9 protein-coding genes and 1 tRNA gene are annotated in these 16434 nt (G+C 67.9%); 6 read left to right on the forward strand and 4 right to left on the reverse strand.

Annotation, left to right across the window (positions count from 1 at the left end):
* Positions 1-514 precede the first annotated feature (514 nt).
* On the forward strand, positions 515-5542 hold the full coding sequence (locus ACMGDM_RS00285) for an autotransporter domain-containing protein (RefSeq protein WP_436802145.1): 5028 nt from the start codon (positions 515-517) through the stop codon (positions 5540-5542).
* Between the two features lie 222 nt (positions 5543-5764).
* Here the strand turns inward: ACMGDM_RS00285 and recG are convergent, their stop codons facing one another.
* Positions 5765-7819 carry an ATP-dependent DNA helicase RecG gene (recG, locus tag ACMGDM_RS00290; protein ID WP_436802146.1) on the reverse strand — a complete coding sequence of 685 codons (2055 nt, stop codon included), beginning with the start codon at positions 7817-7819 and terminating at the stop codon, positions 5765-5767.
* A 120-nt stretch (positions 7820-7939) separates the two neighbouring features.
* Between recG and ACMGDM_RS00295 the strand changes: the two genes are divergently transcribed.
* Positions 7940-8203: an FAD assembly factor SdhE gene (locus ACMGDM_RS00295; RefSeq protein WP_183944282.1), complete on the forward strand. Its 264-nt coding sequence runs from the start codon at positions 7940-7942 to the stop codon at positions 8201-8203.
* A 225-nt stretch (positions 8204-8428) separates the two neighbouring features.
* A complete protein-coding gene (gene mfd, locus ACMGDM_RS00300) occupies positions 8429-11884 on the forward strand; it encodes a transcription-repair coupling factor (RefSeq protein ID WP_436802147.1) in 3456 nt (1151 codons plus the stop codon).
* Positions 11885-12184: 300 nt separating this feature from the next.
* Here mfd and ACMGDM_RS00305 read toward each other — a convergent pair whose 3' ends face one another.
* The 3 genes from ACMGDM_RS00305 to ACMGDM_RS00315 all read right to left on the reverse strand — a co-directional run bounded on the left by ACMGDM_RS00305 (position 12185) and on the right by ACMGDM_RS00315 (position 14249).
* Positions 12185-12598, reverse strand: coding sequence for a YybH family protein (locus tag ACMGDM_RS00305; protein WP_436802148.1), 414 nt, complete (start codon positions 12596-12598; stop codon positions 12185-12187).
* A 122-nt stretch (positions 12599-12720) separates the two neighbouring features.
* Positions 12721-12987: a hypothetical protein gene (locus ACMGDM_RS00310; protein WP_436802149.1), complete on the reverse strand. Its 267-nt coding sequence runs from the start codon at positions 12985-12987 to the stop codon at positions 12721-12723.
* Positions 12984-14249 carry an EAL domain-containing protein gene (locus ACMGDM_RS00315; RefSeq protein WP_436802150.1) on the reverse strand — a complete coding sequence of 422 codons (1266 nt, stop codon included), beginning with the start codon at positions 14247-14249 and terminating at the stop codon, positions 12984-12986. The genes ACMGDM_RS00310 and ACMGDM_RS00315 overlap by 4 nt, the downstream gene beginning before the upstream one ends.
* An 85-nt stretch (positions 14250-14334) precedes the next feature.
* Here ACMGDM_RS00315 and moaA point away from each other — a divergent pair, with 85 nt between their 5' ends.
* The 3 genes from moaA (at position 14335) to ACMGDM_RS00330 (ending at position 16259) form a co-directional block, all read left to right on the forward strand.
* The gene (gene moaA, locus ACMGDM_RS00320; RefSeq protein ID WP_436802151.1) at positions 14335-15342 is read left to right on the forward strand and encodes a GTP 3',8-cyclase MoaA; all 1008 of its coding nucleotides are present in this window, start codon (positions 14335-14337) and stop codon (positions 15340-15342) included.
* The gene (locus ACMGDM_RS00325; RefSeq protein ID WP_436802152.1) at positions 15339-16118 is read left to right on the forward strand and encodes an NAD kinase; all 780 of its coding nucleotides are present in this window, start codon (positions 15339-15341) and stop codon (positions 16116-16118) included. The genes moaA and ACMGDM_RS00325 overlap by 4 nt, the downstream gene beginning before the upstream one ends.
* A gap of 66 nt (positions 16119-16184) precedes the next feature.
* Positions 16185-16259 (forward strand) — tRNA-Asn (locus ACMGDM_RS00330).
* The last annotated feature ends 175 nt before the right edge of the window (positions 16260-16434 follow it).

Here is a 16434-nt window from a genome sequence, read left to right on the forward strand (position 1 = left end):
CGAACGCCGCGCCATAGAGCCCGGCGAACCAGCCGCATCGCGACCCGGATCAGAGCGCCGGCAGCGACATGCGTTCTGCTGCGCCCCACACCGCCAGCAACACGGCCATATCGGTCGCGAACGACTCGCGCTCGGCGAGCACACGAACCCACTCGTCTTGGTTGAAGCGGGGTTGGTCGGTGGCGGCAGCGCGATGCGGATGCCGGCGAGGATGATGAGGAGCAGCTGCAGGAGCCTGGCCATGGCGTCCTCGCGATCGATAAGGGTCAGCTTCTACCCCCACGGGCAACGCCGTACGGCGCCCGGGTCGCACGAAGAACGTCACAGTTGTCCCGACAACCAAAGGCGATCGTTTCTGTAAATCAACATCTTACTCGCCAAAACTTGCAACCGTTCTCAATTCTGCCTGCGGTTTATTCTATGACCTTCCCTTATTTGGGTCATTGAGCACCACAGATTATCTTCCCGGTTTCTATAAGGCGAAGGCTGGAAACCATCACCCAAAGGGAAGAATATGCACGACAAGGTGGATTGTTCGCGACGCGTCCGCGCCCGCGCCCTGCAAACGACAGCACTCGCGCTCGCGGTGCTCGTCAACGCCTCGGCAGCAAGCGCTCGCCCGGCGAGTGACGGAACCACGGCTGCGACGGCGTTGCCACCAGTATCGATCGAGGAAAGCAACCCGATAAATTGGTCGAACAATGACACGATCGGCGCCGATCCGAAAACGGGGTTGGCTGTCGACCTGTGGACGACCGCCGGGAGCGTCATGGCGACCAATAATGGAGCCATTCTCGGCGAGACGAACGTCAGCGGGAACAATCGCGACGCGGCAGCGAAGGGGCCGCTAACATTCAGCCTCGTCAACTCCGGCTCGATCGTCGGGCTCGCGGCGCTCCAGGCGACTGACGCAAAGGGAGCCGACGCGACCTTCACACTCGACAACAGTCAGTCGATCGTCAACAGCTTGCCCTTCTCGTCGGGCACTCTGGCAGCAGTCCTGATCAGGCGGGACGTCAAGAGTGGTGTAACTCCCGGGTCCACGTCTTTCCAAGTTCACAATAGCGGGACCATCGCGGCTGAGGTTGATCCGGCCGCCAATCCGAAGGTGCTCAGCTTTGGGATCGTGGCGAACGATCCGGCGGGATTGGCAACGGCCACGATCACCAATGATGCCGGCGGCGTCATATCGGCCAAGGGTGGAGACGCCGACGCGATCATCTACTTTGGCCGGGATCTCAACTTATCCAACGCCGGAACCATCTCGGCCGTCGCGATCGCTGATCATGAACATTTTGCCATTCAGAAAGTCGGCAGCGGCGATAGCCACATCAACAACACCGGCAAGATCATCGGCGACATCGCACTTGGCAGCGGGGAAAATATTGTCAGCAACTGGGGGTCGATCGACGGCAACGTCAGGCTTGGTGACGGGGACAACATCTTCGTCGAGGGCGAAGGCAGCAGCGTCACCGGGACAGTTTTAGCTGGTACCGGCATAGACGCCTATTATCATGCACGAAACACCTCCGGCACGATCGCTCTCGATGGCGGCTTGCCACCTTCGTTCGAACTGGAAGGTGTTCGGGCGGTAGGCGCCAATACGACGGTGACGATCAGCGCCGCAGCGCCAATCGATCATCCCCTGATCGTCAACGGCGACGGCAGCATCATCAACACGGCGGAGATCAATGGTGTCGTAGCCGCCGCGCGCCCGATCGACTTACCCGAGGGTTCCATCCTCACCGCCTTCAACAACTTGGGTACGCTGAACGGCGGCTTTTATGGCAGCGTCGCGCGCTTCGACAATGCCGGTCAGATTACCGCCAAGGACATCAGCGCTGTTCATATCGAAGCCCGCGGGTCTCTCGCCTTCAACAATAGCGGGGTTATCACGCACGGCGCCGACACATCAGATGCGGTGAACCTCTTTGCCTTCTCTGGCGCGATCACCGCAACGAACAGCGGACAAGTGAACGGTTCTACGTTGCTGCTCGCGAGCAACAACGTGCCAGATACGACCGCCACGCCGCTCGCCGCTTCGTTGACCAACAGCGGCACTTTTGTCTCAACCGATCCTCGGGAGTCTGCCACTGCCATCGTCCAGTCGTTCGATCACAAAGGTGCCGCAGCCACCGTATCGGTGGTCAACAGCGGCACGATCCAGCGTATCGGAGGCGGCATTGGCCTCTTGGTATCAGCGGACAGCGACGCGGCTCCGTTGAACGGTGCCGTCCGCTCCATCACTGTCAACAACGACGGCTTGATCGCGAGCGACGGAGCGTCGGCCGCTGACAAGAGCTCTGCTTCGAGCAATTATGCAATTGTCGCCGAGGGCGCGAATGGCAGCGTAGCAACGATCAACAATAGCAGCGCTGGCCGTATAATCGCCACCGGCGATGCCCCCACCACCATCGCAAGCGACAACACCGCACTGAACCTCAACAATGCAGGCTTTATTCAGGCGTCATCGACCGATGCGTCTGATTATCAAGCGATCGCCATCCTGGCGTCGGACGAGGCAAACACGATCGTCAACACCGGCAATATCGTCGGTGCCGTCGTGCTCGGCGGCGGTAAAGACACGATCATCAATAGCGGCTCGATTGACGGCGACGTCAGCATGGGAAGCGGTGACGACGTCTTCATCGAGGGCGAGGGCAGCAGCGTGACCGGCGTCGTCGATGGCGGTGACGGGACTGACCGCTATTATCACGCGCGCAAGACCTCGGGCACGGTAACGCTGGGCGCCGACCTGCCGACCAACTTCGAATATGAGGGTGTCCGCGCGCTCGGCGCCAACACCACCGTGACAATCGGCGCGGCCGCGCCGATCGATCGCGAACTGATCGTCAACGGCGACGGCAACATCGTCAACACCGCGCAGATCAACGGCGCGGTCGGTACGGGGTATGCGGAAGACCTGCCCGCTGACACCGTGCTTGCGAGCTTCGTGAACGACGGTACGTTGCGTGGCGGATTCCTCGGCAGTGTGAAGCGCTTTGAAAATAACGGCAGCATCACCGCCGCGGAGACCAGCGCGGTCAACATTGAACTCGACGACGACCTCGTCTTCGTCAACAATGGCACGATCACGCACGCGCCCGAGCGGGCTGACGCGGTGGAACTGCACACCGCGGGCGACATCATCGCCAGCAACAGCGGCACGATCGAAGGCAGCACGCTGCTGCTCGCCCGCAACAGCTTGACCGACGGCAAGCCGATCTCGGCGTCGCTGAGCAACACGGGCACGTTGGTCTCAAGCGATCCGCTGGCGTCCGCGACGGCGACCGTTCAGTCGTCCGATCATCGAGGCGCCACCACCTCGGTGCGGGTCAGCAACAGCGGCACAATCCAGCGGCAGGGGGGTGGTATCGCGCTGCTCGCCCTCGCCGACAGCGATGCGCCGCCGCGTGACGGCACCGTCCACTCGATCACCGTCACCAACGACGGCCTGATCGCAAGTAGCACCGCCTCGAGCGACGACGCTTCGGACCCGGCGGCGAGCACCTACGCGATTCTTGCGGAGGGCGCTGATGGCAGCGTCGCGACGATCACCAACAACAGCGCGGGCAGCATCAACGCCACCGGCCTCGCGCCCGTTGCGATCGCCGCCGACGGCATCAAGCTTAACGTCAGCAACGCCGGTCTCATTCAGGCGGCGCTGACCGACACCTCGGACTCCCGCCCGATTGCGATCCTCGCCTCCGACGCGGACAACACGATCGTCAATAAGGGCAAGATCGTCGGCGATATCGTGCTCGGTGCGGGCAACGACACGATCACCAACAGCGGCACGATCGACGGCGACGTGATCCTCGGCGACGGCGACAATCTGTTCACCGCCGCCGGCGGCCTGGTGACAGGCGGCGTCTACGGTGGCGCCGGGCACAATGTGGTCAGCGTGGTTGCCAGCGCCGCTAGCCCGGTGTCCGCCTTCAACACCATCGAGGACGTCGCCTCGCTTCAGGTGAGCGGCGGAAAGGCGACGATTGCCGATCATGCTTGGGTCGGCCAGATCGACCTGACCGGGGGCGCACTCGTCGGTCTCGCCGGTTCGTCGATCGAAACCAGCACGGTGAACGTCGGCAAGAGCGCTACCTTCGGCTCGGCCGGTTCGGTCACGGGTGACGTAATCGTTGCGGGCACGCTGTCGCCGGGTGCCTCGCCCGGCACGATGCACGTGACGGGCAATGTCACGCTCCAGAATGGCTCGCGCTCGCTATTCGAGCTGATGAGCACCTCGCAGGACAAGCTCGTCGTCGACGGTAAGCTGGGCATCGATCCGGGTGCGACGCTCACCTTCGCTTCCGGCTCGGTCGCAAAGCCGGGCACGGCGTACACGCTGATCACCGCTTCGCAGGGGATCACCGGTCGATACACGACGATCGAGACCCCCGACGCACTCGCCTTCTCGATCATCCAGAGCAATGATCAGATCGATGCAATCAGCCTGTTCCGGCGCAGCACGCGTTTCAGCCCGCTCGTCAACGGCTCGATTGACTATGCCAACCAGCGCCTCCTCAGCCAGCCGAGCGCAGCACTCTCTGCGCATTGGTCGGACCTCTACGACGCTGACGGCAACTCGCTGCCGAACGCGTTCGCGCGGCTCACTCCTGAGGCTTATGCGGCCGCCACGCAGATCGGCGTAGACAATGCGCTGACGCTGAGCCAGGCGACCCGCGGATCCGCCTTCGCGCCTTATGCGAAAGACAGCGGGCTGTTCACCTTTGGCCAGGGCCTGGGTGGCTGGCACACGCTGCGCGCCGATCCGACGACCGGCAGTGCACCGGCGATCAGCCGCGCTTATGGTGCGATCGGTGGCATCGGCTTCGCCGACGCGGGCTGGGTTGTTGGTGCCTTTGCCGGCAATCTGACCAACCATCAGCAAGTCCCGGGCCTTGGCAGCGAGACCCGCGTGGGCAGCCTGGTGACCGGCGCACATGGCCGCTACAGCAGCGGCAGCGGGCTCGGCTTCTCCTCGTCGATCACGTTCGACGGTGGGCGCGCCCGCACGCACCGGTGGCTCCCCGACGGGCGCCGCGCCTGGAGCCACTATGACCTGAACAGCATGGTGAGCGACCTCTCGGTGTTCTACGCGCTGGATACCGGCCACGACTGGACGCTCACGCCGCGTGCCGGCCTGACCTACGTCCACACCGTGCGCGGCGGCGCGAAGGAGCAGGGCGGCAGCGTATTCGGGCTCGACGTCAAGTCGGAGCACCATACCGCCGGCTTCGCCGATGGCGCGATCACTCTGGCGCGCAGCGACGCCTCTGCCGAGCCGTGGCGTCCGTATGTGACGCTCGGCGCGCGCTACCAGCTCCAGGGTCAAGGCGTGCGCGCCCTCGCCGGCTATGCCGACGGGCCGCTGACGCTCGCTGGCATCGGTGCCAGCCGCGCCGAACTGGTCGGCACCGCCAGCGCGGGGATCGGCTATCGCCCGAACGACGCGATCGAGATTTTCGCGGGCGCCTCGGCGCAGACCGGCCGCGACGATCATCAGGAGTCGATCACCGCGGGGGTCCGGGCCCGCTTCTGAGCCTTCGCGGGGTGGGCGCGCGCGTAAGCGCGGGCGCCCACCCCATCCCGGCCGAAGTCACGAAGTTACGAAGTTACGAAGCATTTCCCCACTGTTCAGAACGAAGCAGTATCAGCTCGCACCTGGGTCTGCCCGTTGCCGGACACCGGTGCGCTACGAAGTACTTTCCTCGGCGAAGACGGACGACCGGTCTCGATCATACGACCCGGCGCCCTCGCCCTCTCAGCCCGATCGCAGCAGCGCCACCCCGGCATCCCGCTCGAACAGATAGAGCGCCACCCGCGCCGCCTGCCCCCTCGCTCCTTCCAGTCCGCCGTCGCGGTCGAGCAGCAGCCGCGCGTCGTCGGTCGCGGCGGGGAGCAGCTCGCCGAGCAGTTCGGGCGTGGCGAGCCGGAACATTGCCTCGCCCGACTGGCGCGTGCCGAGCAATTCGCCCGCGCCGCGCAGCCGCAGATCCTCCTCGGCGATGCGGAAGCCATCATTGCTCTCGCGCATCAGCGCCAGCCGCGCGCGCGCGGTCTCGCTCAGCGACCCGCCGCGCAGCAGCAGACACACCGACTTGCCTGCACCGCGCCCGACGCGCCCGCGCAGCTGATGGAGCTGCGCCAGCCCGAAGCGGTCGGCATGCTCGATCACGATCAGCGTCGCATTGGGCACGTCGACACCCACCTCGATCACCGTGGTCGCCACCAGCACTCCCGCCTCATTGGCGGTAAAGCGCGCCATCACCGCGTCCTTCTCGGCGCCGCGCATGCGGCCATGGACCAACGCGACGCGGTCGCCGAAGCGGGCCTGCAACGAGGCCGCGCGCGCCTCCGCTGCCTGAAGGTCGCTGGTCTCGCTCTCCTCCACCAGCGGGCAGACCCAATAGGCCTGTTTCCCGTCGGCGAGATGGCGGCCGAGCGCGTTGACCACCTCATCGATGCGCTCCTCCGAGACGACGCGGGTCTCGATCGGCTCGCGACCGGGCGGCATCTCGTCGAGCCGGCTCTGGTCCATCTCACCGTGGAGCGCGAGTGTGAGCGTGCGCGGGATCGGGGTGGCGGTCATCGCCAGCACGTGCGGCGGCGTCTGGCCCTTGGCCTGGAGCAGCATCCGCTCCGCCACGCCGAAGCGATGCTGCTCATCCACCACCACCAGCCCGAGGTCGCGGTAGCGCACCGCCTCCTGGAAGATCGCATGCGTGCCGATCAGCAGCTGGATTGAGCCGCCCGCCAGCCCCATCAGCGTCGCCTCGCGCGCGCGGCCCTTGTCGCGCCCGGTCAGCACCGCGATCTCGACCGGCAGGCCGGCGAGCAGCCGTCGCAGCGTGTCATAGTGTTGGCGCGCTAGGATCTCGGTCGGCGCGAGCAAGGCGCCCTGTGCCCCCGCCTCGATCGCGATCAGCAGCGCCATCGCCGCCACCAGCGTCTTGCCCGCGCCGACATCGCCCTGGAGCAGCCGCAGCATCGGCGCGCTCTGCGCCAGGTCCCCTTCGATCTCCCGCACGCTGCGCGCCTGCGCGCCGGTGAGCTGATAGGGTAGCCGCAGCAGCTCGCGTAGCCGACCGTCGCCCTGCAACGAGCGACCGCGACGCTTGCGCGTGTCGGCGCGCACCAGCGAGAGCGCGAGCTGGTTGGCGAAGATCTCGTCATAGGCGAGGCGAGCGCGCGCCACCGCGTCCGCCGGGTCGGCGTGGATGCGCTCGACCGCCTCGCGCCAGTCGGGCCAGTCGTGGCGCGCCTTGAGGCTTGGCTCGATCCACTCGTCCAGCGCCGGTGCGCGCGCCAGCGCCTGCTCGGTCAAGGCGGCGAGCCGGCGCGACGTCAGCCCCTCGCTCAACGGGTAGATCGCCTCGCGCGCGCGGAAGCCGTCCTCCTCGCCGCCGATCTCGGGGTGGACGATCTGGAGCGTGTCGCCGTAGCGGTCGAGCCGGCCCGAGACTCGCCTGGGCTCGCCGAGCGGCAGCTGCTTGCGCGCCCAGCCCGAGCCGCCGCCAAAAAACACCAGGCTCGCGTAATTGCCCGCCGCGTCACTCGCCTGCACGCGCGTCGGCGCGCGCGGGCTGGAGCCGCTGCGATAGTCGCGCGGGGTGAGCGTGATCGCGATCGTGCGGCCCACGTCGGCCTCGTCGAGTTCGTCGCGCGCCACCCGGTCGACCCAGCCCGAGGGCAGATGGAACAGGAGATCGACCACGCGCGCGATGCCGAGCCGGTCAAGCGGCTTGGCGAGCGCCGGACCGACGCCCTTGAGCGCGGCCACCTCGGCGAACAGCGGATTGAGGATCTCGGGTCGCATGACTATGTAGCGCCCGACTATTCTGCCTCCCGCCGCCGCGCCAGCGAAAGCTTGCGCCCGGCGTCGTGGCAGCGCTCCGCTATGGCATAGACGGGCCGCGTGCGGCCGACGGGAGATCACGTGGATCAGGACATCCGGCTCAAGCGCCTGCGTTTCCGCGCCTGGCATCGCGGCACGCGCGAGGCCGATCTGATGATCGGCGGCTTCTTCGACACCCACGCCGCCAGCTGGACGCCGGATCAGCTCGACTGGTTCGAGCGGCTGCTGGAGGAGCAGGACGTCGACATTATGGGCTGGGCGATCGGCTCGCTGCCCTGCCCGCCCGAGTGGGAGGGCGAGATGATGGAGGTGATGCGGCGGGTGGACTTTGTGACGATCCCGTGAGGTCCGCACAACGTGATGCCGGGCCGACCCGACCTCCTTCCCCCGTCATGCCGGGCTTGACCCGGCATCCATGGCGCCCCGAACACCACGCACGTTGCGCTCGCGGCACCATGAATACCGGCTCAGGGGCCGGGATGACGGTGGAATGTGAGGCGGCCGAAGTCTGAGACGCCGAGACCGCACAACGGAGGCGTAGCCCACCGCCCCGCCCGACCAAGGAACCGAATGCCCGACCTCAGCAAGATCCTTCGCGCCACCACGCCGCTGACGCTCGCGGGCGTGCCCGCCGGCTTCCTGCCCGCGCTGCTCGCCGATCTCGCACGCGCGGCGCCCTTGCGCGCGGTGTTCGTCGCGGCGGACGAGGCGCAGATGCGCGGGCTCGCCGCCACCGCGCCGTTCTTCGCGCCCGAGCTTGAGCTGGTGCAGCTCCCCGCCTGGGACTGCCTGCCCTACGATCGCGCCTCGCCGACGCTGCGCGTCATGGCGGAGCGGATCGGCGCGCTCCACCGTCTCCAGCAGAAGCCGCGCGCCCCGCAGCTGGTGCTCACCACGGTCAACGCGCTGACCCAGCGCACGCTAACCCCCTTCCGCATCCGCCAGCTCGTCGCCGAGCTCAAGCCGGGCGCCCGGATCGACCGCGACCGGCTCGCCGCGCTGCTGCAGGCCAACGGCTATGTCCGCACCGACACGGTCCATGATCAGGGCGAATATGCGGTGCGCGGCGGCATCGTCGATCTCTTCCCCAGCGGCGAGGAGCAGGCGCTGCGACTCGACTTTTTCGGCGACGAGATCGAGAGCGTGCGCAGCTTCGACCCCGCCGATCAGCGCACCACCGGTCGGCTCGACGGCTTCGTGCTGCTCCCCGCCTCAGAGGCCTTGCTCGACGACGACAGCGTCAAACGCTTCCGCACGCGCTACCGCGAGACCTTCGGCGCTACCGCAACCGGCGACCCGCTGTACCAGGCGGTGAGCGAACGCCGCCGTCTCGCGGGGATGGAACATTGGCTGCCGCTGTTCGAGGAAAAGCTGGCGACGGTGTGGGACCATCTCGGTGCCGATGCGGTGGTGGTGCGCGACAGCGGCACGCCCGCCGCGGCCGAGGGCCGACTCGATGCGATCGCGGACTATTATGAGAACCGCAAGCGCGCCGAGGCGGCCGAACCCGGCAGCTATCGCGCGCTGCCCGCCAAGACGCTCTACCTCGATGCCGACGAATGGGCCCGCGAAGTAGCGGAAATGCCGGCGCATCTCGCCACCGTCTTCCACGAGCCCGAGTCCGCCACTGTGCTGGACTTCCAGGTGGACGGCCCGCGTGACTTCGCCCCCGAGCGCGCGGCGCAGGCCAACGTCTATGAGGCGGTGGTGGCGCATATCGCCAAGCTGCGCCGCGACGGGCGCAAGCCGGTGCTCGCCAGCTACTCGGTCGGCGCGCGCGAGCGGCTGCGCTCGCTGCTCGAGGATCACGGCCTCACCGGCGCGCGGCTGACCGAGACGTGGCAGGAGTCGCTCGGCGCGGCTGACCGCGGCGTGGCGATGGCGGTGATCGGGCTCGACCACGGCTTTACCGCGCCCGACGTGGCGGTGCTCACCGAGCAGGACATGCTGGGCGACCGGCTGGTGCGCCGCGCCAAGCGCCGCAAGTCGGCCGACGCCTTCCTGGCGGAGCTGGCGACGCTGTCGCCGGGCGACCTCGTCGTCCACACCGATCACGGCATCGGCCGCTATGTCGGACTGACGCAGGTGCCGGTCGCGCGCGCGCCGCACGACTGCGTCGCGCTCGAATATGCCGGCGGCGACAAGCTCTACATTCCGGTCGAGAATCTCGAGGTGCTGTCGCGCTACGGCTCGTCCGAGGAAGGCGCGGCGCTTGACCGGCTCGGCGGCGAGGCGTGGCAGCGACGCAAGTCGCGGATGAAGGAGCGAATCCGCGAGATCGCGGGTGAACTGATCGCGGTCGCGGCCGAGCGCGCGCTGCGCCCCGGCGAGGTGGCCGAGCCTGACAGCGCGGGCTATCCCGCCTTCGTCGACCGCTTCCCCTATACCGAGACCGACGACCAGGACCGCGCGATTGAGGAGGTGCTGGCCGACCTGTCCGCGGGCAAGCCAATGGACCGGCTGATCGTCGGCGACGTCGGCTTCGGCAAGACCGAGATCGCGCTGCGCGCCGCCTTCGTCGCCGCCATGGCGGGGATGCAGGTCGCGGTGGTCTGTCCGACGACGCTGCTGGCGCGCCAGCATTACAACAACTTCACCTCGCGCTTCGAGGGCTTCCCGATCAACATCGGCCGGCTCTCGCGGCTCGTGCCCGCGGCAGAGGCAAAGCGGGTCAAGGACGGGCTGGCGAGCGGCGGGATCGACGTGGTCGTCGGCACCCACGCACTGCTGGCCAAGACGATCGACTTCAAGCGGCTGGGGCTCGTCATCGTCGACGAGGAGCAGCGCTTCGGCGTGACGCACAAGGAGCGGCTGAAGACGCTGCGCGCCGACGTCCACATGCTCACGCTCACCGCGACGCCGATCCCGCGCACGCTGCAGATGGCGATGAGCGGGCTGCGCGAGCTGTCGGTGATCCAGACCCCGCCGGTCGACCGGCTCGCGGTGCGCACCTATGTCATGCCGTGGGATCCGGTAGTGCTGCGCGAGGCGCTGCTGCGGGAACATTATCGCGGCGGGCAGAGCTTCCTCGTCACCCCGCGTGTCGCCGATCTGCCCGACATCGAGGATTATCTGCGCCGCGAGGTGCCCGAGATCCGCTACGTCGTCGCGCACGGCCAGATGGCGCCGAGCGAGGTGGAGGAGCGGATGAGCGCCTTCTACGACAAGAAGTTCGAGGTGCTCGTCTCGACCACGATCATCGAGAGCGGGATCGACATTCCCTCCGCCAACACGATCATCGTCAACCGCGCCGATCGCTTCGGGTTGGCGCAGCTCTACCAGCTGCGCGGGCGCGTCGGCCGCTCCAAGACGCGCGCCTACGCCTATATGGTCGCGCCGCCCGAGCGGCAGATGACCGATGCCGCGGAGAAGCGCCTCAAGGTGCTGAGCGACCTCGACTCGCTCGGCGCGGGCTTCCAGCTTGCGAGCCACGACCTCGACATCCGCGGCGCGGGCAATCTGCTCGGTGACGAGCAGTCGGGGCATATCAAGGAGGTCGGCTATGAGCTTTACCAGTCGATGCTGGAAGAGGCGATCATGGAGGCCAAGGCCGGCGGCATCCGCGAGCGCCAGCGCGACTTCTCGCCACAGATCAGCGTGGACGCGCCGATCCTTATCCCGGAGGAGTACGTCCCCGATCTCGACCTCCGCATGGGCCTGTACCGCCGCCTCAATGAGATCGACGAGGTAGCCGGGCTGGAGAGCTTCGCCGCCGAGATGATCGACCGGTTCGGCGCCTTGCCCGAGGCGACCGACAATTTGGTCAAGGTCATGGAGATCAAGCTAAACGCGCGCACCGCCTGCGTGGCCAAGCTGGACGTAGGGCCGAAGGGCGCGCTGGTCACCTTCCACGACGACACGCCGCCCAACGTGCCGGGGCTGCTCGCCTATGTCGAGCGGTTGGGGGGCGTGGCCAAGCTGCGGCCCGACAGCAAGCTGGCGCTGTCGCGCGCCTGGAGCGATCCGAAGGCGCGGCTGCACGGCGCGCTGCAATTGTCGAAGGGGCTGGCCAAAGCGGCGGCGTGAGGAGCAGCGGCGCGCTGCCGCTGCTGTGATGGCTCACCCCCAACCCCTGCCTGTCACCCCGGCGGACGCCGGGTCCAGGTGGGAAGGCCGCGGTGAGCCCCTCCATTTCGCTCAATCAGGACCTCGGCGTCGCTCCGCACCCGCCCTCCCACCTTCGTTCCCCGGCGAAGGCCGGGGCCCAGTGGGGAAGGCCTGGTGGGACTCACCGCCGTCCCACCAACTAAACTCCGGCCTTGGCCGGAGAACGTCCTGGGTGAGCGACGTGGAAGTTGTCTCCTTCAACCGCTAGCTGCTCGTTGCTCAGCTGCTGTGATCCGAGATGATGCGCCATCCCTCCTTGCGCCGCTCGAACAGCAAGGTCGTCAGCCCGGTCTGCGGCGTTGCGCCTGCGGTCGGCGTCAGCGTCCAGCGCGCGACATGGAGCAGGTGGACCGCGCTCAGCGGGCGCCACATCACCGATTGGAAGCTCAGCCGCCCGCGCGTGTTGCCGCCGTTCGCGAAACTCTTGGCGTATCGCGCCGCGATCGCGTCCTTGCCGCGCACCACCGCGTCGCCCGCGACATAGACGGCGTCATGCGCATAGATCGCCGTGAAGCCGGTGAGATCGCCCGCGTTCCACCCGGCGGCGCTGTCCGCCATCGCCGCCTCCACCTGCGCCTGCGGCGTCACCCCCGCCGCCGCGGCCGCTACCCAGATCATCGCCGCCGCGCTCATCCTGTCACCTCCACCTCGTTCAACCGCTCATCGGCCAAATCCTCCACGGCGAAGCGCTCGCGCGTCATCACGAACGTGCCGGCATAGCCTGCGAACGACCAGCCGCCGCGTACCTCGGTCCCCTACGGGTCGAACGCGCCGCGATAGTCGACCGCATGGACCAGAACCTCCCCGTCATATTGTTTGACGAAGGTCACCGCCGCGCCGTCGCGCCGCCCGCTCACCACGGCACGCCGCACCGCTTTCCATCCGAGGTCGTCAGGTCCGCTGATCGTGCCGCTTACCTGCCCGTCGCGCTCGCGCAGGCGTGCGATGAAGCTGTTCGATAGCACCCCGCCGCCCTCGTAGCGGCCGTGCCAGGTGCCGCCTAGGTCGCGCGGATCGGTCACGCCGCGAGCCGGGCCTGCAACGCCGCGTCATCGAGCGGCCCGGCGCAGAGAAAGCCCTGGTAGAAGGTGCACCCGCGCTGCGCGAGCAGGTTCCGCTCACGTTCGCTCTCCACCCCTTCCGCAATCGTCTCGAGCCCGAGCCCGGCGGCCATCGCGATCACGCCCTCGACCACGACGCGGTCGCGCGCCTCGCCGGTGATCGTCTGCACCAGGCTGCGGTCGATCTTGAGATAGTCGAGCGGCAGCCGGGTGAGGTACGACAGGCTCGAATAGCCCGTACCGAAGTCGTCGAGCGCCACTTGGCAGCCGGCGGCACGCAGCGCCGTCAGGGTGGTAGCGGCGCCGTCGAGATCGTCGATCAGCCCGGTCTCGGTCACCTCCGCGGTCACGCGACCGTAGGCGATCCCGGAGGCGCGCACCCGCGCGAGGAAATGCTCGACGAACGGCGCGCGCGCCATGTCTGCCGCGGTCACGTTCATCGCGATGCGGAGCGTCGCCAACCGAGCGGGCCAGCGCGCCGCCCGGCCGAGCGCGAGCGCCTGCAGCTGATCGGACAGCGCGACGCCGAGGTCGGCCCGGTGGGCGGCGGCGAGGAGCGTCTCCGCGCCGAGTGCGCCCAGCCGCGGGTGCTGCCACCGCGCCAGCGCCTCGACCCCGGTGATCGCGCCATCTGCGAGGCGCACCTGCGGCTGGAAGTGCACGTCGATCTCGCCGCGCTCGATCGCGCGATGGAGGTCGGCGGCGAGCGCCGCGAGCGGCACGCCCTCGTGCTCGCTGGCGACCCGGGTGGTAGCACCATCGCTGGCGCGCGCGCGTGCCAGCGCCTCGGCGGCGCGGCGAAGCAGATGCTCCGCGGGCTCGTCCTCGGTCATCCGCGCGACGCCGATCCGGGCGCCAACGTGGATCGTTTCGCCGTCGATCACGAACGGTCGCTCCAGCGCGCGCTCGACCAGGCTGACCGCGCGGTCGCCGGTCGCCGGGTCGCCCGCGACCACGATGGTGAAGGTGGCACCGCCGCGCACCGCGGCGATGTCGTGGCCGGCCAGTTCGGCGGCGAGCCGCTCCGCCATGGCCTCGACCAGCCGGTCACCCGCGGCGCGGCCGTAAGCGGTGTTGACGATCTCGAAGCTGGTCGGCGCGGCCACGATGGCGGTGACGCCGCGCGCCGCATGCGCCTCGATCAGCCGAAGCTGCTCGGCGCTGGCCGCGCTCTCTCCCGGGCGCCGCCCGCCCCGCTGCATCGCCCGTGACCGCCGCTCCATCCGCGCTTGGTACGGTGCGCGGTGGCTCACGGCAATGATCTTGCTCTGGCGTGAACGACTCCTTAGCTCTCTCGTTGTGCCAGCCATGGACCCCCTTCTCGCGCCCGCGCCCCTTGTCGACGCGTTCGGCCGCACCATCCGCTATCTGCGCGTCTCGGTGACGGATCGGTGCGATCTGCGCTGTCGCTATTGCATGGCGGAGCACATGACCTTCCTCCCGCGCGAGCAGATCGCGTCGCTGGAAGAGCTGGCGATCATTGCCGAGCGCTTCATCGCGCGCGGCGTGAACAAGATTCGCTTGTCCGGGGGCGAGCCGCTGGTGCGTCGCGACGTCATGTTGCTGGTCGAACGCCTCGGCCGGCATGTCGGTGGTGCGCTCGACGAGTTGACGATGACGACCAATGGCACGCGACTGCGTCGCCATGCCGCGGATCTGGTCGCCGCGGGGATCCGCCGCGTCAACGTCAGCCTCGACGCGCGTGATCCCGAGCGCTTCCGCTACATCACGCGGCACGGCGATGTCGCCGAGGTGCTCGACGGCATCGCCGCCGCGCGCGACGCCGGGCTTGCGGTCAAGATCAACATGGTCGCGCTCAAGGGCCTCAACGAGGACGAGATCGCGCCGATGTTGCGCTGGTGCGTGGCTGAAGGGCATGATCTCACGCTGATCGAAACGATGCCGCTCGGCGCGATCGACGAGGATCGTACCGACCGGTTCTTGCCGCTTACCGTGGTGAAGGAGCAGCTCGACCGCGAGTTCGCGTTGAACCGCGACGCGGCGGGCACCGGCGGGCCGGCGCGTTACTGGCGCGTCGACGGGGGGCGGACCAAGCTGGGGCTGATCTCGCCGCTCACCGCCAATTTTTGCGACGGCTGCAACCGCGTCCGCCTCACAACCGAGGGACGGCTTTACACCTGCCTTGGTCATGACGACCAGCGTGACCTGCGCGCCGCCCTGCGCGAGGGCGGCGTCGCTGCGCTCGATGCCGCGATCGGCGACGCCTTGCTTACCAAGCCGCAACGGCACGATTTCCGGATCGAGCGCGACGCCGCCCCCGCGGTGAGCCGCCATATGAGCGTCACCGGCGGATGAGCCGCTATCCACGGCGAGCGCTGGTCGCCTCGCCCACCAGCCCCGCGCAGGCCGCGCGCGCCGAACTTGCCGACACGTGGGACTGGTGCCCGCTCGAGGAAGCGGACATGGTGGTCGCGCTCGGCGGCGACGGGTTCATGCTGCAGACGCTGCACACGCTGCTGGAACGACGCCGCGCGGTGGTTCCGGTGTTCGGCATGAACCTCGGTACGGTCGGCTTCCTCATGAACGAGTGGCGACGCCATGATCTCGACGGGCGGATCGAGCGTGCGCGCGCCTTCCAGGTCACGCCGCTCACCGCCACCGCCACCGCGGTCGACGGCCGAGTGCATACGCTGCCTGCGATCAACGAAGTGTCGCTGCTGCGCGAAACCCGTCAGACCGCCAAGATCGAGGTCAAGATCAACGACCGGATCGTGATGGATGAATTGTCATGCGACGGCGTGCTGGTCGCCACGCCGGCCGGCTCGACGGCGTACAATCTCTCCGCGCACGGGCCGATCCTACCGCTCGGCTCGCAGATGCTCGCGCTGACGCCGATCAGCGCGTTCCGCCCGCGGCGCTGGCGCGGCGCGATCCTGCCCGACCGGACGCGCGTGTCGCTGCGCGTGCTCGATTCGAACAAGCGCCCGGTTTCGGCGGTGGCCGACCAGCGCGAGGTGCGTGACGTGGCGCAGGTGGACATCGCCATGGATCGTGCGCGCGAGTTGACGCTGCTGTTCGACCCCGAGCACGCGCTCGACGACCGGATCGCGATGGAGCAGTTCGTCGCCTGAGCGCGGAAGCGTCACAAAGGGGATTGCGTCGCGCGAATCCGCGGCTATAGACGCCCTCCACAGCGTTCCCCGATAGCTCAGCGGTAGAGCTCTCGACTGTTAATCGAGCGGCCGTTGGTTCGAATCCAACTCGGGGAGCCACTTCCACATCAGCGATGATCGAGCCGGCAGCCGGTAGGCGCTGTTCGGGCTGGATCTGTGCGCACGCACTCTCCTCGCCTCTCGCGCCGACAAGTTCTGTGTACGTCGGCATTCTGCGCATAGCTGCGCGGAGCGATCGTCGTTAACGCTACCACGGAGCGTTTGGGACAGAAGA

Origin of the sequence: Sphingomonas larreae, assembly GCF_051400595.1 — a bacterium.
Classification (GTDB): domain Bacteria; phylum Pseudomonadota; class Alphaproteobacteria; order Sphingomonadales; family Sphingomonadaceae; genus Sphingomonas.

Coding starts and splice junctions, on each gene's coding strand:
- ACMGDM_RS00285 (WP_436802145.1), top strand. CDS start 515: ATGCACGACAAGGTGGATTGTTCGCGACGCGTCCGCGCCCGCGCCCTG.
- recG (WP_436802146.1), bottom strand. CDS start 7,819: ATGCGACCCGAGATCCTCAATCCGCTGTTCGCCGAGGTGGCCGCGCTC.
- mfd (WP_436802147.1), top strand. CDS start 8,429: ATGCCCGACCTCAGCAAGATCCTTCGCGCCACCACGCCGCTGACGCTC.
- ACMGDM_RS00305 (WP_436802148.1), bottom strand. CDS start 12,598: ATGAGCGCGGCGGCGATGATCTGGGTAGCGGCCGCGGCGGCGGGGGTG.
- ACMGDM_RS00315 (WP_436802150.1), bottom strand. CDS start 14,249: ATGGAGCGGCGGTCACGGGCGATGCAGCGGGGCGGGCGGCGCCCGGGA.
- moaA (WP_436802151.1), top strand. CDS start 14,335: ATGGACCCCCTTCTCGCGCCCGCGCCCCTTGTCGACGCGTTCGGCCGC.
- ACMGDM_RS00325 (WP_436802152.1), top strand. CDS start 15,339: ATGAGCCGCTATCCACGGCGAGCGCTGGTCGCCTCGCCCACCAGCCCC.